Raw genomic sequence first — 25,639 nt, 5'->3', positions numbered from 1 at the left:
CAGCCCGTCCTAGAACCTAGGTCCTAGAAGTGAGCTTGCGAACGCTCTCGTACCTTCTTTTAAAGCTTTTGGCAAAGGCTACAGAAAACCGTCGCCCGCTGGCCAAGCTTTATTTCACTCAGCATATGTCCGCACTGAGTGCAGGTCTCGCCGCCACGCCCATAAACATGCAGCTTTTGCGCAAAGTAGCCCGGTTTGCCATCGGCATTAGTAAAGTCTTTTAAAGTCGTACCACCTTGCTCTATCGCCCTTGCCAAGATCTGTTTCACTTCGCTAACCAAAATAGTAATACGCTCTGCATCGACTTTGCCAGCTTCAGTCTGTGGATGAATGCCTGCGGCAAACAGCGCCTCATTCGCGTAAATATTACCCACGCCAACCACGATATGATTGTCCATTAAACACAGTTTTATGGCCTTCTTCTTATTGGCTAAAGCCTCAAGCAGGTAAGGGGCATTAAAGGCGTCAGTGAGTGGCTCTGGGCCCAGTTTTGACAGTAATGGATGGGCTTGCTCTGGCAGTTCACACCATAGCCAAGCACCAAAGCGCCTTGGGTCATTAAAGCGCAGGGCTTTACCGCTCGCGAGCACCAGATCAATATGATCATGCTTTTCCACTGGCGTGGAGGCGGGCAGAATACGAAGGCTACCCGACATGCCTAAATGCACTATGGTGGTTCCCGCATCCGTATCAATCAGCAGATACTTAGCACGGCGGCGTACATTACGAATGGTCTGGCCGATAATCTGCTTAGCAATGTCGGGGACTGGCCATCTAAGTGAAGGGTTACGGATGATTAAGTCAGTCACTTCATTACCAATAAGGTAAGGCGATACACCTTGCCTGGTGACTTCAACTTCGGGGAGTTCCGGCATGTATTCTCTCTTTTATGGTTATTTAGTGATGGCTTGAATTCCGCGATACGACGAACTTACTTTACGTTCAGGATTAGAGCCTATATTACGCACTTAGCTTGCTAGCCTAAATTACTAGCTTAGTTTGCTTGAGCACGAACAATAGGGATTAAGCTTTCACGTAAACTTGCTGGGATCTGATACCAATTCCCAGCAGGTGACTTTAGCAAGCCTTGCTCACTAAATAAAATCCACAGCTGTGCATCAATCAGGTCATCGACCTGGATCACCAGCTCTATAGGCTCGCCTGAAGTTTCAGGATTATCGGTGAGTGCCGAGATATGCACTTGTTCCCACGCATTAGACCACTCTAAACAGTTGAGCACTTCGCTGCTACATTGCCAACCAGACTGGCGTTTTTGCAGCCAAAGCTCACCGTATTGTAACTGGGATAGCGGCGCAGCTTTGTCGAAGAGTGCCTGAGTCTGCAGTGGCGTTATTTTGCTGTTATCGTCAATGACGGTAAGCACTGAAATCATCAAAATAGATGCGAGGATGATGATGGTGTTCCACTTTTTGCGAGAGAAAGCCATGTTGGGAATTCAGCTTTTTGTTTTGTCTAGGGTATCTGATAAGTGTATCTGCAAGTGGGTGTAACCACAAATTATGCTAACGGTGGGTGTACCGTCATTTACCACTTTTTAGTGCATCAGACTGCACCTGACTTTTAAGTTAGACTTCGTCTAACAACTTAAGTCGTGGCGCTTCGCTCCACATTGGTAATGCATCAAACTTCGTTTGATAAAGGTCGTGAGCTTCCAGCTCACACTTGGGCAAAAGGGGGACAACAGCTTCCCCCTCTTGCATCTCCCGAGCCGCCCCTACGAAGTTACATGCATTAGATACGGGCCTCGTACTTATTCGAAATAGCCTAACGCTTCCGATGGGACATCTGATGTGAATGGATTCACAAATGCCGTGAAGGCATGGATGCCTAGGAACGGCCTGTCCCGCGAAAGCTATGCCCACATCCGTGTGGGCATTACGACTATTTCTTCAACGTATTTCTTCAACGTATTTCGGCAACTTCGATGGGGAATCGGTGTTTTTGTTAGCTTCAGGTTTACTCGTTAAACAATTTCATATTTTTCGATGTATAGTCGCTTAATAAGTATGAAATCAGCGACCTAGCTGATACTTGCAGAGAACAATCATGTTACCTAAAGAAATTGCTCAATTGGCTGTGCAGAAGCTAAATAAGAAGTTATCTAACGAAATTTTTTTGATCATTCAGAATGACCGTGAATTAATGCAGGCTTACCTAAAAGCTGTTGAGGCGAATGGTGTTGAATCGGTAAACCAGCAAATTGGTAAAGAGATTAAAGCGTCTTACCAATTGGTTAATATCAATAAGCGCGAAGATGATCCGTCTTGTACTTTGATTAAGAGTCATCAGATGTTTGAGTAGCGAGACTCTTGCTCGTTTTTGCTTAATCTATCAGGCTGCGCCTGACTTCTAAGTTAGACTTCGTCTAACAACTAAAGTCGTGAGCTTCCAGCTCACACACGGCCAAGAGGGGATCAACAGCAATCCCCTCTTGGATCACCCCTGCCGCCCCGACGAAGTTGTTGATCCTCATACTCCAATAAAAATCGCCTAACGGCTCAGATGGGACATCCATGTCCCGCTGAGCCTGAGCCATCATCCATGATGGCTCCACGGCATTTTCATTTCCGTATTTCGGCAACTCCGATGGGGAGTTGGCGTTTTCTGTAACCTTTGAGTCGTTGTTGGTCTTGCAGTGTCTTTGTTTTTTCTTTGTCTTTTTATAGGTCTAACGCAGAGGTTGAAAGGTTGTGCTTTTCGAACCCAGTGCAGATGCGGCCGTGACCGCCCATGACATGGACGTCATGGTCGAGCTTCCATGGATGGACTTGCAGCGTGTCGCGGCAGTGTCTGCACATACGCTGACCGCAGGTCATTGGAACCACAGATGGTGGATTTCAATCTGCGCTTGATAAAGGTCGTGGTGCTTCGCTTCACATTGGTAGTGCATCAGGCTGCGCCTGACTTCTAAGTTAGACTTCGTCTAACAACTAAAGTCGTGAGCTTCCAGCTCACACACGGCCAAAAGGGGATCAACAGCAATCCCCTCTTGGATCACCCCTGCCGCCCCGACGAAGTTGTTGATCCTCATACTCCAATAAAAATCGCCTAACGGCTCAGATGGGACATCCATGTCCCGCTGAGCCTGAACCATCATCCATGATGGTTCCACGGCATTTTCATTTCCGTATTTCGGCAACTTCGATGGGGATCAGGTGTTTTCTGTACTCTCTGAATAGTCGTTGTTTTCGTATTTTAAGATGCAATTAGGAGCGAACATAATACTTATTTTTTAGTAGGTTTATCTTGATTTAGTTGACACTGTTTTTAAATTTAATATAGCTGTAAGTGTCAACTAAATCAGTTGCTTACGTATATTGCGTTTCATTTTTTATTATGAGAACCTGAATGTGTTCGTTAAGAAAAATACTATTATGGAGAGCAATATGGACACATTAACAAATCAGCAGAATGTACTCTCAGATCATATCCAAATGTTAACCGAATGGGGAATGTCAAAATCAGAATTAGAGCAAATAGTGTGGGAGTGGGACGAAAACCGAAACGGGTATTATTTTCATAATTCACCGGAGCAGATTACTAATAAGATTAGCCGGTTTTTAGACAGTCAGAATAGGCCCTCTCCTATTGAGCAGATTAAAGCTTTGAGTTGGCGTTTTTAAGTTTTGGATTTGAATAATGTATCTCTATGCTTTTTACACTTTATTAAAAAGGTCAAGTATTTGGCTTTTTAAACTCGGTGTAGATGCGGCTTAGGCCTTTGATGGCATGGATGCCATCTTAGAGCTTACATGGATGTACTTGCAGCGTGCCTAAGAAGTATCTGCACATACGCCGGCTGCAAGCCATTCGTTGCATCCAGTTCAGGCAGAAATAAATAACAATATTAGGGACTAAAGTTGCCATAGTTAAGTTAGGGGCATTGCTATTCCTGTAGGCATAAATAATACCTAAAATGGTTTGATGTTTATATAGTGTAAACAATGGTTTATATTGTAAAATAAGAATGATAAGCCTATAAATCGTTGTTGAGCGTAAAGGAGGTATTATGAAACGTTCAGTGGAAATTACAGAGAATAGATTTTTCTCAATATTTTCCGATGCTGTTTTACTTCATGACTTAGCATCATCAGAAAGAAATTTGCATGTTCGTCGGGCTTTATCTACATCCTCGATATTATCTGTACATTACGCACTAGAAGCTGCTGCAAACTCATTTTTAAAGTCTGTTGAGGTAAGTTCTCAAATTAGTACTCAAGTGGACCGATTTTCGACGCTAGACAAATTTGATTTTATTCTTCAATGGCATAGAGATATTTCTTTGCCAAGGGGAGAAAGTGAAACACAAATAGTTAAAAAGTTAATTGAACAGCGTAATCAATTAGTGCATCCAAAAATTAAAGTCATACAAAAAAATGTAGTAACTTCGCTAGGAGATGATGCTATTGCTTACTATCATAAAGCGGAATGCTCTGATTCTAATGAAAAATGCCATATTACAAATATGGCACTTAGCCCCTCTGATTACTCGCCTGAAGACTCCTTAATCGCATTAAAATCACTCGTGAACTTTTTAAATAAATTTGTCGAGAAGTGGTGGGAGATTGATACTCCAACTTCTGAAGTGTTATTAATGAAATCTTGGACTGGTTCTATTCAAGCTAATTCTATTATGTACGACGAAAACGAGCTGAAAATTGCATTGGAACACAATGATGATTTGAATATTAGATTTGTAGATTTGTCAGGGATACTTGAACAGTTCGCATAACAAATTGTTAGAAGCCCAAAAAAACAAAACCCGACAGTGACGTCGGGTTTTGTGTATATGGCACATGAATTAACAGTCAAACACTGTGATTACAGCAACCACCAACAAGCGACAAAACTGTTCAAGCAACAGTTAACCACCTGTTGCATTCATAAACCGCAGGATCTGGGTTTCGCCATTTGGGTCAAAATGGTGTTCTTTTGGCTTGTGTTGGATGCCGTCTAGAATCGCTACTTTAAGCTTTTCGATGTCACCGGGGAACTCGCGTACAATCGCTTTTAAGTCGACCGAGTTTTCGTTGCCTAAGCAGAGTAACAGTTTGCCCTCTACGGTGACGCGGACGCGGTTACATTCGTGGCAAAAGTTGTTGCTGTGTGGCGAGATAAAGCCTACGTGGATGTCGCTGCCGGGCATGGTGAAGTAACGCGCAGGTCCACCTGTACGGCGGTTTGAGGCGATAAGCGGGTAACGCTCGGTGATAATGTCCTGGATCTCTTTACTGCTGCAATGGCGGCTGCGCTTGCGCTCGTCGATAACGCCAAGCGGCATCTCTTCGATAAAGGCGATATCTAGGTCTCGCTCGCGGCAAAACTCGATTAAATCTAAGACTTCATCATCGTTTTGACCACGCAAAATCACCGCGTTGATCTTAATCTTTTTAAAGCCCGCTGCAATGGCGGCGTCGATACCCGCGATAACGCGGTCAACTTTGCCGTTACGGGTCAGCGTGGTAAATAGATCCGGCTTTAGCGTATCTAGGCTGATGTTGAGTCGGTTTAACCCTGAATCATGCATCTCTGCCGCGAAGCGGGTTAAACGCGAGCCGTTGGTTGTCATCGACAACTCTTCAAGCCCAGGTAACTTACCTAATAGCTTCACTAGCTGATCGCAGTCGGTGCGCACTAACGGCTCACCGCCGGTTAAGCGGATTTTCTTTACGCCAAGTTCGGTAAAAGCTTGGGCAACCCAAGCTAATTCTTCCAGACTTAACACATGCTCTCTGCCTAAAAAGCAGGGATCTTCGCTCATGCAGTACACGCAGCGAAAATCACAGCGATCAGTGACTGATAGGCGCAGGTATTCTACCGTGCGACCAAAAGTGTCAACGATTAAACTCATACTAACTACCTACATGACCTCTATAGAAGGTCGGCAAAAGGTTGAATATAAACTGTGTCACCTGGATTTAACTGGTCATCTTTCTCGCCTATTACGATGAGACAGTTTCCTTTTACCATTGAGCTAAGCATCCCTGAGCCCTGAGCACCTGTTGTGGTTACATGTAACTTGCCGTCAGCAGCTAAATGATAGATGCCGCGGGTAAACTCTGTTCGGCCAGTACGGCTGCGCAGCGGTTTGTCGGTAATCGCGGGTACCATAGCCGGTGCCCAGTTTTGCTCGCCTGCAAGCTTACGAATTGCTGGCTGTACAAATTGTAAGAACGACACCATTACTGCTACTGGGTTACCCGGTAAACCGAAGAATAAGCTATCGTCGATTTGGCCAAAGGCTAGTGGGCGACCCGGACGCATATTGATGCGCCAGAAGTTAATTTGTCCGACCTGTTCAAGTACGGTTTTAATATAATCGGCGTCGCCGACTGATACACCGCCTGAACTGATCACAATATCTGCCTGCGCGGCGCCATCTTTTAACGCTTGCGCCAGTGCCGCTTCTGAATCTTGAATAATGCCTAAATCGATCACTTCACAACCTAGCTTTTTCGCCATCGACTTGATGGTGTAGCGGTTAGAATCGAATATGCAGTTAGCCTTTAATGGCTCCCCTGGCTGGCAAACTTCATCGCCAGTTGAGAACACGGCAACTTTTGGACGTTTAAATACCGGTAACTCACCAAAGCCAAGTGAGGCGAGTAAACCTTGCTCTGCAGCGTGCAAGCGAGTGTGGGCTGCAAGGGCTGTTGCACCTTGAGCAATGTCTTCACCCGCTTGGCGTACGTGCTGGCCTAGGCTCATTTCACCTTCAAAACGCACTTCGCCATCTTGCTCGTTGGCAAGCTCGCGTAGCTGAATCGTGTCTGCTCCTGCTGGCAATGGTGCGCCTGTCATAATGCGCACGGCTTCGCCAGCGGCAATGGTGCCGTTGTAAGCGTGGCCAGCCATCACTTCGCCAACCATCTTGTACGCTGCGCTGCTGTCATCACTCAGTTTAAAGGCGTAACCGTCCATTGCTGAGTTGGTGTGCTGTGGCACATCGACAGGTGAAATGGCGTCGCTTGCAAGGATACGGTTCTCTAGTTCATCAAGCTCAACCGCTTCAGTTGCGGTTACCGGCTTAACGTAAGATAAAATCTTATCGATACCTTGTCGCACTGACAGCGTGCTGCTGTTATCTAACTCGCAGCCACAGGTTGGCGCCATCGGCAAATCAACCGGGCATGGCTTCCATGCGGCAATGTACTCACCCACATAGTCAGCGATTTGCTCAATATTATTGATGTCTAAGCGGCGTAGTTCGCTGGGTAATTCTGTGTCATCACAGCAGGCAATGGCTTGAATATTATCATCATTGGTATGGATGAAAGGCTTGCCATGAGCGGCGCGGTGCAGTTCAATTTTAGGCAGTTCGAGCTTTTTAAAACCTTCAACGAGGACGATATCAACCTTGTCGGCTTCAATCTGTTTCAGCAAATGTGGTAGCTCAGGGTCGCCGTCTTTGGCGTCTTCAGTCATTAACGCCCAGCGTACATGAGAGGCAACCAGCATCTGCTTTGCGCCTGCTTTGCGCATTTCATAGCTGTCTTTACCTGGAATATCGACGTCGAAGTTATGATGAGCATGCTTAATGACTGCGAGTCGCACACCTCGGCGATTAAGCTCAGGGATTAATTGCTTTAACAATGTGGTCTTGCCTGTGCCACTGTAGGCGCAGAATCCGAGTACAGGAATCGATAACGGATTAGTAAAAGGTATGCTCATTTACACCTCTAGTGATTTTTTTCATTAGCTATGGCTTCACCTAGCTGCTGTTTTTGTTCTGGTGTGTTCACGTTTACAAATGCATTTGGCTGATCTGAAAACTCGGTGACCACATAGTGATGCTTGGCGTACCAAAAATCGATTTTGCGTTCGCCAGCATCTAAAAATGCTTTCATGGATGCACGTAAACTTGGCTTGAGCAGCATGACGACAGGTTGCTCGCGTTTACCGTCACTCGCCACAGCGAGCTCGGCATCTTCAGCCGTTAATTTCGCTAGCATTCTAGCGACTAAATCTGTTGGTAACAGTGGGCAATCGCAAGGAACGACCAGTAAATATTCTGCATCGGTATTGCTCATTGCGGTGATCATGCCAGCTAGTGGGCCTAAATAGCCGCTATCTTGGTCACTGATCACTTTAAAACCAAACTCAGAATAACGGTTTTGGTTTCGATTTGCGTTGATCAGGATCTCCTTAACTTGAGGTTTTATCCGATCAATAGCATGTTTAATCATCGGCTGATTTTCTAGCTCGACTAAACCTTTGTCGTTTCCACCCATGCGTCTGGCCATACCGCCAGCAAGGATTACTGCATCAACTCGTGCTGTCATCACTGTTACCCTATTGTTTATTGCAGTTTTACTTAAAACTTGCTCATTTAAGTTACCCAAGCGATACGTTCAAATTAGCTGAAAACTCAGCCTGCGCATCATTACTGCTTTTAAGAGCGCAAAGTGTATCGGTGGTAATGGTTTTATCGCTAATCAGCCAAGCATGATCGCATACTTTGGTTAACATACAAGTCTGATGGCTACTAATTAACATGCCAGTTCCCTGCTGTTTTAAGTCGCTAATCATCTGCAAAACTAAATGTTGCGAGTGTTTATCCATATTAGAGGTCGGTTCATCTAGCATCAGTAGCTTGGGCTGGATAATCCAAGCTCTAGCAATCGCTAAGCGCTGCTTTTCTCCGCCAGACAGGCTAGAAGCGGCTTGGGTCAACAGGTGGCGCAATTGCGCTTTGTCGATCGCTTGCTCGGTTCGAGCTTTGAGAAGCTGTGTATCTGCGTGTAAGAATCTTAACGGGTAGGTCAAGTTATACAACACGCTACCTTCAAACAAGTAAGGGTGCTGGTGCAAATAAATGGCCTTGCCGGTGATAGAGTTGCTACGCCACCAGGGGGCAATGCTAAAGCCTTGGGCTTGAATCGTCCCCGATGTTGGCTGAATAAAGCCTGCGAGCAATTTCATCAAGGTGGTTTTACCGCAGCCGTTGTCACCTTGTAGATGAATGACTCGGTTTTGTTCAAACACTAATTTAGCAGCGCTAAACAGATGCTTGCCTTCAAAATGCATCTCAAGATCCTGTGCAATAATCCTCGCACCCGCTTTTGTATTATTGCTTGCTGTTTTCGCTGCCATGATAGATGCCATTTGTTTAATGACTCCTCGGCTCGGCTTTGCCTCTAAGTGTACCTAGAGCAAAGTTTAAAATGAGTGCTAGAACGAGTAGTACAAGTCCGAGTGCAATCGCTTGGGCAAAGTCACCTTTACTGGTTTCCAGTGCAATTGCGGTGGGAATATTACGTGTGACGCCAGCAATATTGCCGCCGACCATCATCGAACAACCAATTTCAGTCAATATACGACTAAACGCGGCAACAATAGCTAATAATAGTGGAACTTTAAGTTCTCTGCAGACTGCCCAGATGGCACTTAATGCTGGTGCACCTAGTGTTCGAGAGGTTTCCCATGCACGGCGATCGACACTGGTAAAAGCCGCTTGGCTCATGGCAACTAATACTGGAGCGCAAATTAGCATCTGGCCTAAAATCATGCCTTTTTGGGTGAACAGCCATTTGAGATCGCCAAGGGGACCCATGCGGGTTAGCAGCAGATAGACCAGCAGGCCGATGACAACTGTTGGAATAGATTGCAAGGTTTGGATTAGATTGGTGACTAACCAGCGGCCAGGAAAGCGAGTAAAGGCCAACAGAAAGCCCAGCACCATAGAAGGCAATAGCGTGATCGCTAAAGCCGCAAATGAGACTGAAAAAGAAACAGCTATAATGGACCACACTTCTGGGTCCAATGAAAACAGCAGGCTTAATGCCTGCTGTATAAGGGCTAACCAGCCTTCATTCATTCGCTATATGTTGCCTTGAACAATTGTTCTCCCTGAACTTTATAATTGTTGATCATGCCTTGCGCTTCAGCGCCGATCAGCCAGTCGCTCAATGCTTTAGCACCCTTGTGGTTTAGTGTTGGGTACTTAGCTTCACTGATGAGTATGATTTGGTATGGGTTAGCCAGTGCTTTACCGCCATCAAAATCTACTGCTAGATCTATTTTACCTGAATAAGCAACAAAAGTGCCACGGTCAGATAGTGTATAACCTTCTAATTCGCTAGCCATTAGTAGCGTTTTGCCCATACCTTGACCAACTGCAGTGTAACCTTTGAATTCTGGAGTAATATTAGCATTCTTCCAAATAAGCAGCTCTTTCATGTTGGTGCCGGAGTTGTCACCACGTGAGATAAAAGGTACACCTGATTTAGCGATTTTAGCAAAGGCTTCTTCAGCGGTTTTGCTTGAACGAATTTGAGCAGGATCGTTCTTTGGGCCTAGCACTACGAAGTCATTTTCCATAATGCCACGTGGTAGACGGCCGTAACCCTCTTCAACGAATTTTGCTTCAGCGCCTGGCGCATGAGTCATCACAACGTCCACGTCACCCTGGCGAGCAAGCTTAAGGGCTTTGCCGGTACCTGTTGCAATAACTTGTACTTGGTAGCCTGTTTCAGCTTCAAATTTGGGTAATAAATTCTTCAGTAGACCTGAGTTTTCAGTACTAGTCGTGGTAGCAAGCTTAATGACTTCGTTAGCTTGAGCTGGCATACCAACAAATAGCGCAGCGGTAACCGCAAGACCAATAACGCGTTTAAGGTTTAGCATTTTTACTCCTTGGAAAATAAAATGGGCTACTCGATACCTGAGCACCTGATTGAAATCGAATTCAATCGACTTAAAAGCAAGTTTGATGCCATGCTTGGTTTGCGTTATTTCAGTTCACATTTGTAACTCATGTGTGATCTTGGTCGCGTTGATGGCAAAAAAAGCACAGACATTATGTCCCAAGATCGCGATTACATGGTTCATAGTGACCTATTTGAACGGGTTAGATGTTAGACTTGATGCATAATGAGTCAAATTGTCCCTCGGCCAGACAAGGTGGGACAGAGAATAAATAATATGAAGCCACTTCCTTCTGCAGTATCTGTACTGATCGTTGATGATGAACCCGGCATGCGCAGCTTTTTAAAGAAAGCGCTTGCTAAAAAGTTTGCTTTAGTCGAAACCGCGTCCAGCGTCGAAGATGCTGAGCAACTGCGTTCGCGCTGTCATTTTGATCTGTTAATTGTTGATATTCGTCTACCCGGTCGTTCAGGTATTGAATGGCATGAGGCGCTCAACGATCAAGAACGCCGCTCTGATATCATCTTTATGACGGGCTATGCCGATATGGATGTGGCGATCAAGGCACTACGAGCTGGCGCGTCTGATTTCATTATGAAGCCTTTCCATTTAGAGCAGATGATGAAGGCGGTTGACCGCTGTATTGAACGTCGCTTGCTTAAGCGTGAAAATCTGATGCTGCGTCGAGAGGTGTCATTTAACCAATCCTCGACCATCATTGGTCAAAGCGATGCGATGACGGAAGTGAAGCATATTATCGAACGCGTCGCACCAACCAACGCCGTGGTGTTGATTGAGGGCGAATCGGGTACGGGTAAAGAGCTGGTCGCCAGACAGTTGCATATTCTTAGTGGTCGCCAGGGGCCATTTGTGCCCGTTAACTGTGGCGCGATTGCACCAGAGCTATTAGAAAGTGAGCTGTTTGGTCATTCAGCGGGCGCATTTACCGGTGCAAAAGGTAACAGAGAAGGCTTATTTAGCTTTGCCTCAGGTGGTACAATTTTCCTCGACGAAATCGGTGAAATGCCACTTAAGATGCAAACGGCATTATTGCGCGTACTTGAGCAACGCACCATTCGTCCAGTGGGTAGCGAAAAAGAAATTAATATCGATGTGCGCGTGTTGGCGGCAACTAACCGTAAATTGTCGGAAGAAGTTGAAGCCGGCAACTTTAGACGTGACCTGTACTACCGTCTTAACGTGCTCGATATCGTGATCCCGCCACTGCGCGATCGCCCTGAAGATATCGTTGAGCTAACCCATCACTTTACTTGCCAGTTGGCAGCAGAGTTGGGGGTAAAAGAGGTGGTCTGGAGTCATGAAGACCTATTAAAGCTGCAACAACACGAATGGCCAGGTAATATTCGTGAATTGCGCAATATGATTGAACGCTGCATTTTGTTAGGTAAGCCACCCGCCGAGTACTGGAAAGCACAACCTAAGGCTGAAATGCTGGTTGAGTCGGGTTATCCATTACAATGGGCGCTTAAAGACGTTGAGCGTGACCATGTGACACGTGTTGTTGATGTGCATGGTGGTAATAAATCAGCCGCCGCGCGCGATTTAGGTGTGTCACGTAAGACGCTAGATAGAAAATACAAAGAGTGGTTCGGCGGCGAAGCCGATAAAGAAGAATAACAATAACAATGAGATCGCTCTAGGGGAGTAGCTGTGTCGTTTTTTTCCAATATGTTTGGTGTGAGTTGGCAGCAAATGCAGGCTAAGGTGCGTTATCGCATCTTGATTTTAACCTTGTTGCCTATCTTGCTAACCTTAGTCAGTTTGGTTTTTATTACCATATATTGGAATATAAGCTACACAGGTAAGCAGCTGTTTATGAAGGTCAAAGCCGATTTGACCGTGGCAAACAGCACTCTAATTACCGTCCAGGATAATCAAGAAAAACAGCTTGAGTTGGTGATGGAGTCCTGGCCGTTTCAGAATGATTTTCGCCAAATTGGTAATGACTCCAAGCAACAGCGCAATAATCTGCAGCAGGTTTTAGACCAGGCCAAAAAAGATCTTAACTTAGATTTTTTACGGCTGATTAGTGTGTCTGAAGCCGCGGCCGATCCCGATTTAAGGCAGATGCTTCCCCACATCGAAGGCGTGGCACCTTTCTCTGGCTTAATGGTACTCGAACCAAGCCGTTTAGCCCGCATAGACCCTGAACTCGCCGACAGAGCCCAAGTGACTGTAATGAAGACATTGCGGGCACAAGAACCCAGTAAACATTTAGAAAAACGTGGCCTGTTAAGCAGAAGCTTGCTGCCCGTTGCTGATACCAATGGCAACGTTTCCTGGTATTTAGATGGCGGTATCATGCTTAACCGTGACACCCGTATCGTCGATCACATTCGCGACTTAGTGTACGACAAGGGCACATTACCAGAACGCTCAATCGGTACAGTCACCATCTTCCTCGATAATATCCGCATCAGTACCAACGTTCCGCTGCATTTCTTCCCTCAAGGGGATGACAAACAAGGTCGAGCACTCGGCAGTTTGGTGTCATCTGAAGTGCGCGAAAAGGTGCTTAATCAAGGCCTACTCTGGGTCGATAGAGCATTTGTTTTCAACGATTGGTTTATTTCAGCCTATTCACCACTAGAAGATATTAACGGTAAACGTATCGGTATGATCTATACCGGATTTTCTGAGTCGCCGTTTATCCATAATTACCTGCTTAACATTATTGAGCTCGGGACTATCTTGATGTTGGTGTTGCTGGTCTCTGGTTGGCTGGTTTATCGCGGTGCCTACAGCTTATTGCAACCGATAGAGCGTATTCACCATGTGGTAAAAGCGGTGCAATCGGGTCGTAATTTACGCATAGGATCATTGGGTCTAGACAGTGGCAATGAGCTGTCTAACCTCGCAGAGCAGTTTGATCGCATGCTGGATCTTCTGCAGCGACGCAACACCCAAATTCAAGCCGCAGCCGAGCAGTTAGAAGTTAAAGTTGAAGAGCGTACTCGCAGCTTGCAAGAAAAAACTGAAGAGCTACAAGCTAATGTGGCACTGCTTAATGAGACTCGACAACAGTTAGTGATCAATGAAAAATTGACCGCGTTGGGTGAGCTTACAGCGGGTATTGCTCATGAGATCAATAACCCGACAGCGGTGATCTTAGGCAATATGGAATTGCTTAAATACGAGCTAGGCGATAGAGCTGATGACGTTGAAGAAGAGATTGAGCTAGTGATCCAGCAAGTGGGTCGTATTAGCACCATTATCCGCAGCTTGTTGCAATACAGCCGTCCAGGGGAGTTTAACGCCCCGTTAGAGATGCACCAGATCACCCCCATTATCGAAGAGATGCTGGTATTAGTGCGCCACTCGATTCAAAAGCAGCAAGTGGTGCTTAACCAAGAACTCAATGCGAGTTATCCCATTCAGGTGAACCGCCCGCAACTGCTGCAAGTGCTTATTAATCTCGTGGTAAACGCCGCCCATGCAATGAACGGTAAAGGCCAAATCTGGATCCGTACCTATGACTGGGTGCAGCATGGCGAGCCAGTTGGAGTGAAAATTGAAGTCGAAGATGAAGGTAAGGGTATTCCAGAGGAAGAGCTTAACCGTATTTTCGACCCTTTTTACACCACGCGTAAAGATGGTACTGGATTAGGCTTATCGCTGAGTTACGGCATTATTAAGCGTATTGGTGGCACCATTGAGGTGAGCTCTACAGTAGGCAAGGGTAGCTTGTTTACTATTGGTTTGTACCATAAGGCCATCGAAGACCAGAGTAATACTCCCTATGAAGGCTTGCAGTTTAGCGGTAAGCATAGCGATATGTCGAAAGACTAGCTGCTTAATCAGATCGCTTAAACAAGAGCTCTTGCTCAGAGCTCTTAAACAAGAGTGTTTCAGTAGAACGCTTGAACAGGGCCTTTTAAAGAGTATGGCCAATGCGGTGTCGCTTGCCTACATGCAGGTATTAATCTCAGCACAACTGAATGACAGATAAAAAAATAGCCAGGAAATAATCCTGGCCACAAAGAGTGTGTGAGCAATGTCGTGCTTAATAAAACTCAAACTTTAAGGAGATGAGATGCCTTTAAGTATTAGCGAGTTTCGGAACGCATGCAAATAGTAATCATTATCATTTGATCTTGCAAGTACAATAACCAATCAAATCGTAATTATTTCAAAAATAAATATTACTTGATTTAAAACAGTGCTTTAGCTTTCGTTATTTACATTGAAAACCCACTCAGTTTCAGACTGAAATATGTATTTCTTTGAACTTAACTCAAAAAAATAGCCAGGAAATAATCCTGGCCACAAAGAGTGTGTGAGCAATGTCGTGCTTAATAAAACTCTATTGCAGATAAAGATGATGAGAACTTTATGTGTTAATCCGAGTTTTGGAACGCAAGTTAACAATAATCATTCTCATTTGGGTTTGCAAGTTTTATTACGCACTTTTAGCCAATTTACTCACTTATTTCACTAACAGTTATACCCAGCAGTATTAAAAATGCTTTTGTAAGTGCAGCTTATTCTGGCTGTGATTTTGAGCATCGCTAACCATAGCGGTGATCTGATATTGATTACTGATCAGCATGTTTAGCATGCTAGGGAAGCAGTTACGGGTTTTAACGTCGATACGTTGATAGCCTTGCTCAGTCGCCCAGCGTTCTTGATACTCAAGTAAGCTCTTAGCTAAACCTAGACCACGAAAATCAGGTGTTACTCCACCTAGCCAGCTGTAAAATACCTGGTCTTCAGTTTGGTAGCCAAGTTTAAAACCGGCAATTTCACCTTCGACTTTAGCAACAAGCAATAACGCAGGGCCAGCAAGCAGGCGCTGGCTGATCTCTTGGCTAGCGTAACCTTGTTCAAATTCAGGAATGGCAGAATAGACAGTCTGGATCAGCTCAAGCACTTCAGGCGTAAACTCAGTTACGGCTTCAATTTCAATGGTGTACATTTCTAACTCTCAATAACTTCGCCAGTTCACCCTGTAATACAACCAAACCATTGGCTGAAAGGTGAACGAATTGGCGAAATTATAACAGGTCAGTCCAGTTGTTGTTAAGCGTTAACTGCCGTTAGCTGGCGGTTTTGCGAGCCGAATCTTGTAAGATCTTATCTTGTAAGAACTTTAATAACAGACCGTATACGGGCAAGAACAGGCCTAAACTAACAATTAGCTTAAATCCGTAATCCACAGTGGCGATTTCTGGCCAGTGTGTTGCCATAAACTCGTCAGTTGAAGCGTAGAAGGCTAGGCCGAAGAACACGATAGTGTCTATCAGGTTGCCGACTATGGTAGATGCTGAAGGTGCAACCCACCAAGACTTGGTCTCTCTGAGCTTGGCAAAAACAAAAATATCCATCAGCTGCCCAACCAGATAGGCCGCGAAGCTTGCAAAAGCGATTCGGAACACAAAACTGTTGAACTCAAGTAGTGCTTCAGCGCCTTGGAAGCTACCTTGGTGGAACACCACGCCCATCAAATAAGAGATGATCAGTGCAGGTACCATGGCGAGGAAGATAATTTTTCTTGCCGCTTGCTGGCCGAATATTCGAACCGTTAGATCGGTAGCTAAATAGACAAAGGGAAAGCTAAATGCACCCCATGTGGTATGGAAGCCAAATATCTGAAAGGGAAGTTGTACAAGGTAGTTACTCGCACAAATAATAACAATATGAAAGCCTGCTAATAGCAGTAATGCACGGCGAACCTGTGCAGGGGTTAACATCAACATCTTGTGGCCTTTTTAAATAAATCGGGCGGGGTTAGGGAACCCGCAATAGCGAACATCGCTATAATTTTACAATTTTTGGTTAAACAGAGTGGTTCGTCCCCTACTGAATATAGGGGGCGCAAATTATAGAGCAGTTTTTTATTTGAGCAAGCGTAAATCTCAGCAGCAGCATAATTTCTGCGTGCTGAGTATGATTAGCAATAGGGATTAAGCGTTACAACTCAGTCAATATCGATAAAATCGTAGTGAGTTTGTTCTCAAGCTCGGTCCACTCTTTATCGGCTTCTGAGCCCGCAACAATACCAGCGCCAGCAAATAAATTGATGCGGCCTGGTTCAATCAGTGCACTGCGTATTGCCACGGCAAATTCGCTTTCATGCTTATTAAAATACCCACATGCTCCCGCATACCAGCCTCTAACGTAGCCTTCTTGCTGACGAATAAAGTTCATCGCCGACTCTTTAGGCAAGCCGCCTACGGCAGGTGTTGGATGCAGCGCCTGGATCAGCTGAAAGTCATTCACACCGGGCTTTAGCTCGGCACGAATAGAGCGGTGCAGATGCTGAATGTGGCTTAGTTTGAATACCGTTGGTGTTTCATCAGCGCCGACATAATTACTGAGTGGGTTAAGAACATTAACGATATGCTGTCTAACAAGTTGGTTTTCGTGGCTATTTTTAGTGTCATCCAGTAACGCCTGCGCCAGTTCTTTGTCTTCTTCTTGGTTTAGCCCGCGCACAGTCGTGCCCGCTAGCGCCTCGGTAAATAGTTCACGTTGACGACGGCGATATAAGCGCTCAGGGGTGCAAGATATAAAAGTACTGTCTGGGCTAAACTGAAAGCCAAACTGAAAACTGGTTGGATTACGTCCTTGCCAGCAGGCCAGTAACATCCAAGGGTCAACGACTTCATTGATCTCAAGTTGAGTCAGTCGAGACAAAACCACTTTAGGGGTGTCTTCAATAAATTTAGGATGGGTGACACGATTAACCAATTCGTTCCAACGATACTTATCAGGGCGATCGCTACGGCTCATCAGTGCCACTTTGTTAGGTGGTGCTAATGGCTTAGGTGCATCTAATGCTTGCAATGACTGTAGCGCATCATCAATTTCTTGAGCGAAAGCTTGCTCGGTAAAATTGAGGTTAACTAATAGTTTTAATTCGTTACCACTGCGGCGAAGCTCGATGCGCGGCAGAATAAAATGTGCTTTACCAAATTCAGGCCAGCTTTCATTGCGGCGATCAAAAGCCACGCCACCGTAATAGCGTATGTCTTGATTGTTGGTAAGGGACCGCTGTTTTTGATACTCAGCAGAGAGTTCACTATCATCAACGTCATCGCCAAAGAAAAAATCTTTGCAACAGCCAATGGCTGCAACCTCTTCCTGGGTATCACGGCCTTTCCAATACACTCTAGGGTAAGTGGTTTGCGCTGCCAGCCAGGCAATCACCGGGATCGGCGAAACCACCACAGACAGCTGCACAATCGGGTCGCTGTTTGGTTGAAGAGTAAAGGATTTGATTTTGTCGGTTAAAGACTTAATAGCTTGAGGCAGCAAGGGGATGGTCAATAAGTACTCCAAACAAATATCATTAGGGCTTGCTTAGAGGAGCTGCCTCTAATTGGGATACACCCATCGCACATTGGTAATAAGAATCTTTACCACAAACTAATAGTCTGAGCATGCAGTGTCAAGTCGATTACTCTACCTGTGTGAGCTTCCACTGACTATTTTATCAGCATGGTTTAGATTTAACCGAAATCATTTCCTTATTCTTTAGTAATAACCTTAGTTATAGCCACTTAGCCATTACCGATATCCAGTGTGCGTTTTTTAATCTGTGACATTCGTGCCCCCTTTTGTCCTTTGCACACAAAGTGTGGGTCAATTTGTCCGTCATTGAGTTTCCATTCTTACCTTAAAGTTCAAATTAGTCGATCTAAGTTTGTTTTATGATTTTATTTACTTGAGAGATAGGCGCAGCTTTTTGAGAATAGCGAAAAACAGATCGTTAGGATGATGAAACTAGATGAAAATGAAACAAAAAGTGCTGAAAGTATCCACATTAGCATTGGCGATGAGCTTAGCTTATCAAGTTCAAGCTGATGAGCTCGAGCGAAGCCCTATTTTAGATGTAACAGACGTTATCGTGGTGCATGGTGAACGTGCTTCTGTGACTGAAGCGGCCACGACTCACTGGAGCATCGATGCTGACGAGATTAAGGCATCAGGCGCGCAAAGCTTAGATCAAGTACTTCAAAATGTACCAGGTATCTATGTAAGAACAGGGGCTGCAGGCATTCCAAGAGTTGATATTCGCGGTTTAAAAACTCGCCATATTACGTTCTTAATTAACGGTGTACCTGCAAGTAGCACTGAAGATGGTCAGTTTGATCCCACTGTTATTCCAACCAATCAAATCGCCCGGGTTGAAGTTTCGGTTGGCCCTACCTCGGTGCTGTACGGGCCTGGCGGAAGTGCCGGTGTCATCAACATTATTACCAAGCAAGGTGATAATGCGCCGGCTCTTTCTGGTCGTTTAGAGGCTGCGCATGACAATACCTTTAATGGCGACTTAAGTGCAGCGGGTAGCGGCGATAACTGGCAAGGCATTATGAGTGTGACTCATCAAGAAACAGATGGCACACCAATGGCAGATGATTTTGAAGATACTAGAAATCAAACCGGTGACGTACGTTTTAACTCTGATAGAAAACTAACTAACTATTATGCTCAAGGTAGTTATTTCATCAATGATTCAACCAAACTGATGGCTAACTACAGCCAACGTGATGGTAAATGGGGACTATCACCCACAGTAGATCGTAAGAAACCGCCATCAAGAGTTGAAGATTATAACGAGCAAAGCATGCAGTTAGGTGCGGCGCATGAAATAAATAATGCTCAGACTCTACGTGGCTTTGTTTATTATAATCAAACAGATATGGTTGAAAACTTTTATAACCATAGAATGAATAATGTAAACAGTATTGTGGACAGTACCTCGAAAGTCAGTGGTACCAACATACAGTTTATCAATGAATTTGATTATGGCGCGGTATTAACGACGTCAGTGATTGTAGAAAAGCAAGATTGGTTCTCTTATACCAACAAATTGCGCAGTGTTAGCGTTAAAAGTGGTGGCAACGGCACTGGTGGCGGGCAAGCTGGCCAAAGCGATATTGACGAAAGCATTGTTATTTATACCGGCGCTGCTGAGTATCAATATCAAGATGACGGTAAATATGGTTACAGCTTAGGCGCAGCTGTACATAATTATGATCGCGATATTAATAGTGAAACAGACTTTTCAGCACAAGCGTCAGCATTTTATCAAGTAACAGATTCAAGCCGTATTCATACCGGTATCGCACAAAAAGTACGTTACCCATCAATTAGTGATTTATATGCGGCTACTAGCGGTAATGTGGATCTTAAGGCTGAGGTAGCTCACCAGTTTGAACTTGGTCTACAACAATCTTTACCTTTTGATAGCCAATTAGACATTAGTAGCTATGTTACTGATGCCAATGATTACATTGCTAAAGATGATCTTGGTCAAGAACAAAATATAGGCGACTACCGCTTTATGGGTGTTGATCTACAGATGACTAACCAATATTTCGATGATCTGGGATTAACGTTCGCCTATAGCTACATAGATACAGAAGACCGTGCTACCAATGAGCGTTTGCAATACCGCCCAACTCACAACCTTCGCTTACAAGCGAGTTATGACTTCTCCTTTGGTTTAACGACGCGTTTAGATGCTGAGCGCATCATAGATCAAGTCAACGGCAAAGGTGTTCAATTAGATAATTACACCTTAGTTGATCTAAGTTTGAGCCAAAATATTTGGCATGAAAATTTAGAGTTATATGTTCGAGCAACGAACTTATTTGATGAGCTTTATTATCAAAGCGACTTTATGCCACAAGCGGGTCGTCAGGTATTCGTCGGCATAAACTGGCAGATCTAGGTTTTCGGGGGAAAGTATGAAACTCATAGCGCTAGAAGGGATTCAATTTGGCTATGGCTCGCACCAAAGTGAGATCTTGGATGATCTCAATTTGGTGGTTAATCGTGGGGAATGCCACTGTATTAACGGCCCGACAGGATGCGGAAAATCAAGCTTATTGCACTTGATGGCTTCAGAGCTGACTCGACCCCATGGTGGGGAGGTGTATCGTGCCCCCTCATTGCTGGTCGGCTTAGTCATGCAAGATCCCAATGTACAAATTCTGCGTAAAAGTGCCGGAGCAGAAATCGCTTTTGCGTTAGAAAACCTCGGTGTTGATGCCGAGCAGATGGTTGAAAAAGTTCAGCAATCACTAAGGCGAGTAGGGCTTTACATCAGTTTAGATGCGCCTGTAGAGGTGTTGTCATTAGGGCAGAAATATCGGCTTATGATGGCAGCGCAGCTGGTGTTTAAGCCCTCTTTATTACTGCTTGATGAACCTTGGGCGCAGCTCGATGACGGTGGCGTACGTGAATTGCACAGTGTTCTCGAGTCCCTGTTAGATGAGGGCGTTGCAATTGTCATGGTTGAGCATAACCCTAGTGCTTTTGCTGGCATAGTTAACTACCTATGGCACTTAGAAGATGGCGTGCTGAAAGAGGGAGTGTTAACCGCTGCAAGGAGCTGCACAGAGAAAACCGCTACAGGCAAAGGCGTATCAGGTGACGGGCAAGAGAATGCTTTTAAGCTAGCCTCGGGATCGGATAAAGACGCTGTCATTGGTATCAAGTCTGGTTTTAAACCTGAGAGCTGCGAATGCCTCATCAAAATACAACCACATCACTTTCGATTCATCGATCAAGATTGTCTGTTTGACTGCCAGCAGAGCTTGTCACTGTTTAGTGGTGAGGTCATTGCCTTAGTCGGTGATAACGGCGCAGGTAAAAGTAGTTTGCTTAAAACCTTGGCAGGTATTCAGGCCAATATCCCTAACTTTCCTATTACTGTGCTGGGCAAGCGGCCGCAATTGGGGATTTATGGCGCTAACTTAGGTTTATTGATGCAACGGCCAAATCGTCAGTTATTTGAGCAAAATGTCCTCGCTGAGCTGCAATTTAGCTTAAAGCGTTTCAAGCTCCCCTTAGTGCGTGCAGAGCAGATGTTAGACACCTTAGGCTTAACTCATCTGGCTAAGTGCTCACCGCATAAATTGTCCTATGGTCAGCAGCATCTTATCGCTCTGGCTTCTTTGGTTTGTTTGCAGCCTAAGATTTTACTGCTTGATGATCCATTTGCCGGGCTTGATAAGCGCTATGTCGACAAGGTGGTGAACTTACTACAGCAATTGAGTAAGCAAGGCTGCGGGATCTTGCTTACGAGTCATCGTGCGATCCCCGCTTTCGAGGTTGATCGCTACTGGTTGATAGGCTCTGGCAAGCTGGTTGATGGCGCAGAACAAATAGAGTCGCGTAATGTGGGCTAAGCACCGCATAGGACGGCGCGCCAATAAGCATTCAGGCTTGAGTTTGAGTGCGACTCAATACTGCGCGCTGGCGTTAGTGCTGAGCTTAGTCTTATCGAGCAGCGCTTTTTTTCTTCCCAACACTGGGCTCATCTGGCTAGTGCTGGTGGATCTAATACTGGTTGCTCATGGTTTATATCTTAAGAACAAGATCATCGCCTTGCTGAGACTCGGTCTCGTGCAGTTGGCATTAACGTTACCGCTCTATTATCTACTACATGGCGAAGCGCAACTGCTAGAGGGGGGGATTGTGGTGCTGCGAGTATTCCTGGCCATGTTACCAGGCTGGTGGCTATCGAGTACTCAGAGCCCGGAGCGCCTTGGTGAGGTGTTGAGTTGGGGGCTCCCCGCTAAATGGGCTTTTGTCATCGCCGCTTCCATTGGTTTGCTGCCCTATATGCTGCAAGAAACCAAAGAAATATACGCCATTCAGTGCTTACGAGGAGCAAACATTACCCCTAAGGCACTGAGGAACCCTAAAAACTGGCCAGAGCTCATCTATTGTGTGGTGCTCCCGGTACTGATCCAATTATTAAAGCTATCAAAGCAGATGGCACAAGCAGCCAAATTACGCCATTTCGGTAAAGTTAATCAGCCAACACATTGGCCTGCAACAAGAGAGGATGAATGAAATCTCCATTTGATCTACAAGATGCCCTATTTATTGGGTTTTGTGCCACCTTGCTGGTGGTATTAAAAAGCATGTTACGCCTCAAGCTAGGATTGAGCGGGCACTCTATGTTCTTAATGACCTTCTTTTACTTGGTTTGCTATGGCGCTGTGGGCCGAGTGGGTTGCATTACCGCTTGTGGTTTTCTCGCTGGCTTAGTGGCCATGATGTTAAGCGTGGGCAAAGGAGGGCCGTTGATATTACTTAAATTTGGCCTGCCAGCATTGGCAATGGATCTGATGTTACTCATGATGGCGGGGCTGTTTAGCGTGCGTTGGCAGAGCATTATTTTAGCGCTAGTGGGTTGTTTAGCCTGGGCGGGTAAAAGTTGGGTTGGTAATTTGCTTGCAGGAATGAGCGGCCAAGTTGCGTTGGCTCAATTTGGACTCAGTTTTATACAAGGTGGTGCATTTGCTATCGCGGCAGCGCTATTAGTGCCCACAGTATTAAGGCGGCTGCATGCCCACGATCTGCTACATAGAGATCAGCTTGATGATAAGTAACGCCGTTTAAAAATGACAATTAATAACTGCACCAATAAATAAGGGTTTTAGATGAAAGAGTGGCTGATCTGCATTGATGATACTGATGATATCGGTACCAAGGGCACGGGCGAAATTGCCGAAGAGATTGCGGCAAAACTGGCTGTGGTAGCATCAACCGAAGACAATGCACTTGCTGTTAGTCGACTGGTGACACGTCATCAACTGTTTGTGCATCCTGATATTCCTTACACATCGCACAATAGTGCCATGTGCTTTCAGATTGCTACAACATTGAGCTTTAATGAGATTAAAGCCATCTGTATTGCGCATTTAAAGCAAGAATCGGCAGCGGCATCGGATCCCGGTTTAGCCATCTTAGATTTAGCCTCCCGCTATGACATCGAGCAACTGATCGCTTTTGGTCAGCAGGCAAAAGTAGAAGTAAAGACAAAACCGCAGGCTTACACCTTGGCTGAAGCGCTAGGCATTGATCTCTCTGAGCATGGCGGTACAGGCCAAGGCGTTATCGGTGCACTTGCGGGGTTGGGCTTACGTCTCAGCGGTCAAGATGGTCGCGTGAAAGGCCAGCTAAAGCTAGGACAAGCTGCGGATGAGTCAGATGAAGTACAGATGAGCGTAGCAGAGGTATTAGCACTGACAGGATTACAGGCGGTGATCTCCGTTGATGGAGAGAAGCTAGCAGATGATCAACAGCTGTTTCTTAAAGGTAAGATCAAGGCGGTATTCACCCAGTATCAATTTGCGCTACTCGTTAGCGCTGAGACTGGCCGGTGGTTAAATGCGACTAAGCAGCAGTTAAAGCCTTACTAATTTTCATACCGTTTAGGATAATAGGAGGGAGTATGGTGCTGTGGTTTACCCAAGTAGATGGCTTATGGCAGTTTAAGTTTGGCGTAGAAGATTATCTGCCAGCCCGCGCCGCCGCAGCCAGTTGTGAGATATTTCTCAGTGATGACGAAGATGAGCATACTGATAATGTTGCTCGCTCTTGTTACAACTGTATGTATCGCCGCTGGCAGCCGACGAGTTTTCAATGTCATAAGCGGCGCGCCGAATAGCCATTGATATTTGCATGAGTAATGAAATATCGTTTTTTCTTACAAGTTGGTGTGTATTTGTCGTGCATTAGTGAATATTAATTAACTTTGTCTATGGTGATTTAACAGTTCAGAGAATAGAATAGCCAACTTCTTACAGGAAATAACAAGATGGGCTCTGCGTAAGCCGGGTCACAACATCAGAGATCTGTGAGGGATACCGTGACTAATTAGTTGCTGTATTTATGGCTAAATCATCCGGGGACCTAAGAGATAATGGGTGATTCATTCGAATCAAATAACTTAATAAAGATACCTGTTTCTAAGTTGAAAGTAGGTATGTTTGTTGAAGCAATAGACAAAAGTAACAGCCAAGTTAATATTGCGAGCGCTGGGCAAATTCGCAGTGCTGAAGCCATTTTAAGGCTGCATAAGAGTCATGTAACCCATGTATGGGTTAATGCTGAGCGCTCAGCACCAGACTTGGGATTACAGCGGCCAACTGCTGCGCCTAAGCCAGTGGTAAAAAAAGTCAGTGTTGAACGTGCCACTACTCAAAAGCAGGCAAAAGAGCTGATTGTTGAGGCTAAAGATCTCATCCAAAAAGTGCTATCTGAAACATTTCAAGGCAAGGCTGTCGAGGTCGAGCCGTTCGAACAGTTAGCAGATAGCATGATTGAGTCGGTGATGCTCGATGCCGATGCCCTCAAATGTGTCTCAGCCTTGCGTTCCAAAGACGCCTATCTGCTCGAGCATTCTATTAATGTCGCCTTTTTGCTGGTGACTTTCGGCCGTTACCTAAACTTCGATACTGACATGCTGCGTCAAATGGCGGTTGGTGGAATTTTGCATGATATTGGCAAGATTAAGGTCGATAGTGAAGTGTTAAACAAGCCGGGTAAATTAACTGCCGAAGAGTATGAGCACGTTAAGCTGCATCAAACTTATGCTGTTGAAATTATGGAGCAGACCACAGGGTTATCTCAAGTCAGTAAAGATATTAGTTTGATGCACCATGAAAAACTCGATGGCAAAGGCTACCCGCTGGGATTGAAGGGGAATGAGATCCCTGTTCATGGGCGGATGAGCTGTATTGTCGACATCTTCGATGCGTTAACAGCGACCCGTTGTTATAAAGAAGCTATGAGCCCTGCAGCCGCATTTAAGATCTTATTGAGTTTGACGCCATTTCACTTAGATCAACAACTTGTTTATGAATTTATCCGCTGTGTCGGCGTTTATCCGGTAGGTTCGTTAGTACAGCTATCAGATGGTCGCATTGGGATTGTATGGGAATCTAAAGGACGAGACGCGTTACACCCCAAAGTGAAGTGCTTCTACTCTATGAAGCATAAATGCTACACCAAGGTGGAGATTGTCGATCTGCTTCGATCGTCATTTCATATCGAAAAAGGCATATCGCCAAGCAGTTTAGATATCGATCCGACACAATTCTACTAGTGAAAAGTCGGGTTTATCGAACATCAAGCGTCCTTAATTGGGCGCTTTTTTGTGCCGATTTCACATCTCTTAGATCTCAATAAGAAATTAAAGTTT

Annotated in this window: 25 protein-coding genes; 12 read left to right on the top strand and 13 right to left on the bottom strand. The window is 45.2% G+C overall.

Annotated elements, in window-relative coordinates; all coding sequences use genetic code 11:
• Positions 1–59 precede the first annotated feature (59 nt).
• Both mutM and ACVBIU_RS03540 read right to left on the bottom strand, forming a co-directional pair.
• A complete protein-coding gene (gene mutM / locus ACVBIU_RS03545) occupies positions 60–875 on the bottom strand; it encodes a bifunctional DNA-formamidopyrimidine glycosylase/DNA-(apurinic or apyrimidinic site) lyase (RefSeq protein ID WP_447163095.1) in 816 nt (271 codons plus the stop codon).
• Between the two features lie 119 nt (positions 876–994).
• A complete protein-coding gene (locus ACVBIU_RS03540) occupies positions 995–1,447 on the bottom strand; it encodes a hypothetical protein (protein ID WP_447159064.1) in 453 nt (150 codons plus the stop codon).
• A gap of 620 nt (positions 1,448–2,067) precedes the next feature.
• Between ACVBIU_RS03540 and ACVBIU_RS03535 the strand changes: the two genes are divergently transcribed.
• Positions 2,068–2,322, top strand: a complete 255-nt coding sequence (locus ACVBIU_RS03535; RefSeq protein WP_439267530.1) for a hypothetical protein — start codon at positions 2,068–2,070, stop codon at positions 2,320–2,322.
• 64 nt (positions 2,323–2,386) lie between these two features.
• Here ACVBIU_RS03535 and ACVBIU_RS03530 read toward each other — a convergent pair whose 3' ends face one another.
• The gene (locus ACVBIU_RS03530; RefSeq protein ID WP_447163094.1) at positions 2,387–2,575 is read right to left on the bottom strand and encodes a hypothetical protein; all 189 of its coding nucleotides are present in this window, start codon (positions 2,573–2,575) and stop codon (positions 2,387–2,389) included.
• Positions 2,576–2,944: 369 nt separating this feature from the next.
• Positions 2,945–3,133 (bottom strand): hypothetical protein, encoded by a 189-nt coding sequence (locus ACVBIU_RS03525; RefSeq protein ID WP_447159062.1) that lies wholly within the window; start codon positions 3,131–3,133, stop codon positions 2,945–2,947.
• A 274-nt stretch (positions 3,134–3,407) separates the two neighbouring features.
• Between ACVBIU_RS03525 and ACVBIU_RS03520 the strand changes: the two genes are divergently transcribed.
• The gene (locus ACVBIU_RS03520) at positions 3,408–3,644 is read left to right on the top strand and encodes a hypothetical protein (protein WP_447163093.1); all 237 of its coding nucleotides are present in this window, start codon (positions 3,408–3,410) and stop codon (positions 3,642–3,644) included.
• Between the two features lie 386 nt (positions 3,645–4,030).
• A complete protein-coding gene (locus ACVBIU_RS03515) occupies positions 4,031–4,753 on the top strand; it encodes a hypothetical protein (RefSeq protein ID WP_447163092.1) in 723 nt (240 codons plus the stop codon).
• A gap of 132 nt (positions 4,754–4,885) precedes the next feature.
• Here ACVBIU_RS03515 and moaA read toward each other — a convergent pair whose 3' ends face one another.
• Genes moaA through ACVBIU_RS03485 form a run of 6 tightly spaced genes read right to left on the bottom strand, consistent with a single transcriptional unit; the run spans position 4,886 to position 10,647 of the window.
• Positions 4,886–5,872 carry a GTP 3',8-cyclase MoaA gene (gene moaA / locus ACVBIU_RS03510; RefSeq protein ID WP_447159060.1) on the bottom strand — a complete coding sequence of 329 codons (987 nt, stop codon included), beginning with the start codon at positions 5,870–5,872 and terminating at the stop codon, positions 4,886–4,888.
• Positions 5,873–5,892: 20 nt separating this feature from the next.
• Positions 5,893–7,692 carry a bifunctional molybdopterin-guanine dinucleotide biosynthesis adaptor protein MobB/molybdopterin molybdotransferase MoeA gene (locus tag ACVBIU_RS03505; RefSeq protein WP_447159059.1) on the bottom strand — a complete coding sequence of 600 codons (1,800 nt, stop codon included), beginning with the start codon at positions 7,690–7,692 and terminating at the stop codon, positions 5,893–5,895.
• Positions 7,693–7,700: 8 nt separating this feature from the next.
• The gene (gene mobA, locus ACVBIU_RS03500; RefSeq protein ID WP_447159058.1) at positions 7,701–8,303 is read right to left on the bottom strand and encodes a molybdenum cofactor guanylyltransferase MobA; all 603 of its coding nucleotides are present in this window, start codon (positions 8,301–8,303) and stop codon (positions 7,701–7,703) included.
• A 52-nt stretch (positions 8,304–8,355) separates the two neighbouring features.
• Positions 8,356–9,114: an ABC transporter ATP-binding protein gene (locus tag ACVBIU_RS03495; RefSeq protein WP_447163091.1), complete on the bottom strand. Its 759-nt coding sequence runs from the start codon at positions 9,112–9,114 to the stop codon at positions 8,356–8,358.
• Between the two features lie 16 nt (positions 9,115–9,130).
• On the bottom strand, positions 9,131–9,838 hold the full coding sequence (locus tag ACVBIU_RS03490; RefSeq protein WP_447159056.1) for an ABC transporter permease: 708 nt from the start codon (positions 9,836–9,838) through the stop codon (positions 9,131–9,133).
• A complete protein-coding gene (locus ACVBIU_RS03485) occupies positions 9,835–10,647 on the bottom strand; it encodes a substrate-binding domain-containing protein (RefSeq protein WP_447159055.1) in 813 nt (270 codons plus the stop codon). Before ACVBIU_RS03485 ends, ACVBIU_RS03490 begins: the two co-directional genes overlap by 4 nt.
• A 276-nt stretch (positions 10,648–10,923) precedes the next feature.
• Between ACVBIU_RS03485 and ACVBIU_RS03480 the strand changes: the two genes are divergently transcribed.
• Together ACVBIU_RS03480 and ACVBIU_RS03475 are read left to right on the top strand one after the other, a co-directional pair.
• Positions 10,924–12,306, top strand: coding sequence for a sigma-54-dependent transcriptional regulator (locus tag ACVBIU_RS03480; RefSeq protein ID WP_447159139.1), 1,383 nt, complete (start codon positions 10,924–10,926; stop codon positions 12,304–12,306).
• Positions 12,307–12,339: 33 nt separating this feature from the next.
• Entirely contained in the window at positions 12,340–14,478 is a 2,139-nt protein-coding gene (locus ACVBIU_RS03475; protein WP_447159054.1) for a sensor histidine kinase, read from the top strand.
• A gap of 667 nt (positions 14,479–15,145) precedes the next feature.
• Here ACVBIU_RS03475 and ACVBIU_RS03470 read toward each other — a convergent pair.
• From ACVBIU_RS03470 to ACVBIU_RS03460, 3 genes are all read right to left on the bottom strand, one after another.
• Complete coding sequence (locus ACVBIU_RS03470; RefSeq protein WP_447159053.1) at positions 15,146–15,604, bottom strand: GNAT family N-acetyltransferase; 459 nt, start codon at positions 15,602–15,604, stop codon at positions 15,146–15,148.
• A gap of 121 nt (positions 15,605–15,725) precedes the next feature.
• Positions 15,726–16,385: a 7-cyano-7-deazaguanine/7-aminomethyl-7-deazaguanine transporter gene (locus tag ACVBIU_RS03465; RefSeq protein WP_447159052.1), complete on the bottom strand. Its 660-nt coding sequence runs from the start codon at positions 16,383–16,385 to the stop codon at positions 15,726–15,728.
• Positions 16,386–16,599: 214 nt separating this feature from the next.
• Complete coding sequence (locus ACVBIU_RS03460) at positions 16,600–17,958, bottom strand: isochorismate synthase (RefSeq protein WP_447163090.1); 1,359 nt, start codon at positions 17,956–17,958, stop codon at positions 16,600–16,602.
• Positions 17,959–18,418: 460 nt separating this feature from the next.
• Between ACVBIU_RS03460 and ACVBIU_RS03455 the strand changes: the two genes are divergently transcribed.
• The 7 genes from ACVBIU_RS03455 to ACVBIU_RS03425 all read left to right on the top strand — a co-directional run bounded on the left by ACVBIU_RS03455 (position 18,419) and on the right by ACVBIU_RS03425 (position 25,543).
• Entirely contained in the window at positions 18,419–20,368 is a 1,950-nt protein-coding gene (locus tag ACVBIU_RS03455) for a TonB-dependent receptor (RefSeq protein ID WP_447159050.1), read from the top strand.
• A 16-nt stretch (positions 20,369–20,384) separates the two neighbouring features.
• The gene (locus tag ACVBIU_RS03450) at positions 20,385–21,830 is read left to right on the top strand and encodes an ATP-binding cassette domain-containing protein (RefSeq protein WP_447163089.1); all 1,446 of its coding nucleotides are present in this window, start codon (positions 20,385–20,387) and stop codon (positions 21,828–21,830) included.
• Positions 21,820–22,500: an energy-coupling factor transporter transmembrane component T gene (locus tag ACVBIU_RS03445; RefSeq protein WP_447163088.1), complete on the top strand. Its 681-nt coding sequence runs from the start codon at positions 21,820–21,822 to the stop codon at positions 22,498–22,500. Before ACVBIU_RS03450 ends, ACVBIU_RS03445 begins: the two co-directional genes overlap by 11 nt.
• Positions 22,497–23,042: a core component of ECF transporter gene (locus ACVBIU_RS03440; protein ID WP_447159047.1), complete on the top strand. Its 546-nt coding sequence runs from the start codon at positions 22,497–22,499 to the stop codon at positions 23,040–23,042. The genes ACVBIU_RS03445 and ACVBIU_RS03440 overlap by 4 nt, the downstream gene beginning before the upstream one ends.
• 51 nt (positions 23,043–23,093) lie before the next feature.
• Positions 23,094–23,855, top strand: a complete 762-nt coding sequence (locus ACVBIU_RS03435; RefSeq protein ID WP_447159046.1) for a DNA-binding protein — start codon at positions 23,094–23,096, stop codon at positions 23,853–23,855.
• A 32-nt stretch (positions 23,856–23,887) separates the two neighbouring features.
• Positions 23,888–24,103, top strand: a complete 216-nt coding sequence (locus ACVBIU_RS03430) for a hypothetical protein (protein WP_447159045.1) — start codon at positions 23,888–23,890, stop codon at positions 24,101–24,103.
• A gap of 255 nt (positions 24,104–24,358) precedes the next feature.
• Positions 24,359–25,543 (top strand): HD-GYP domain-containing protein, encoded by a 1,185-nt coding sequence (locus ACVBIU_RS03425; RefSeq protein ID WP_447163087.1) that lies wholly within the window; start codon positions 24,359–24,361, stop codon positions 25,541–25,543.
• Positions 25,544–25,639: the final 96 nt, after the last annotated feature.

It is taken from the genome of Shewanella sp. 30m-14 (genome assembly GCF_052977125.1).
Note: the sequence above shows the minus strand (reverse complement) of the source record. Positions and strands in the feature narration are given on the sequence as shown.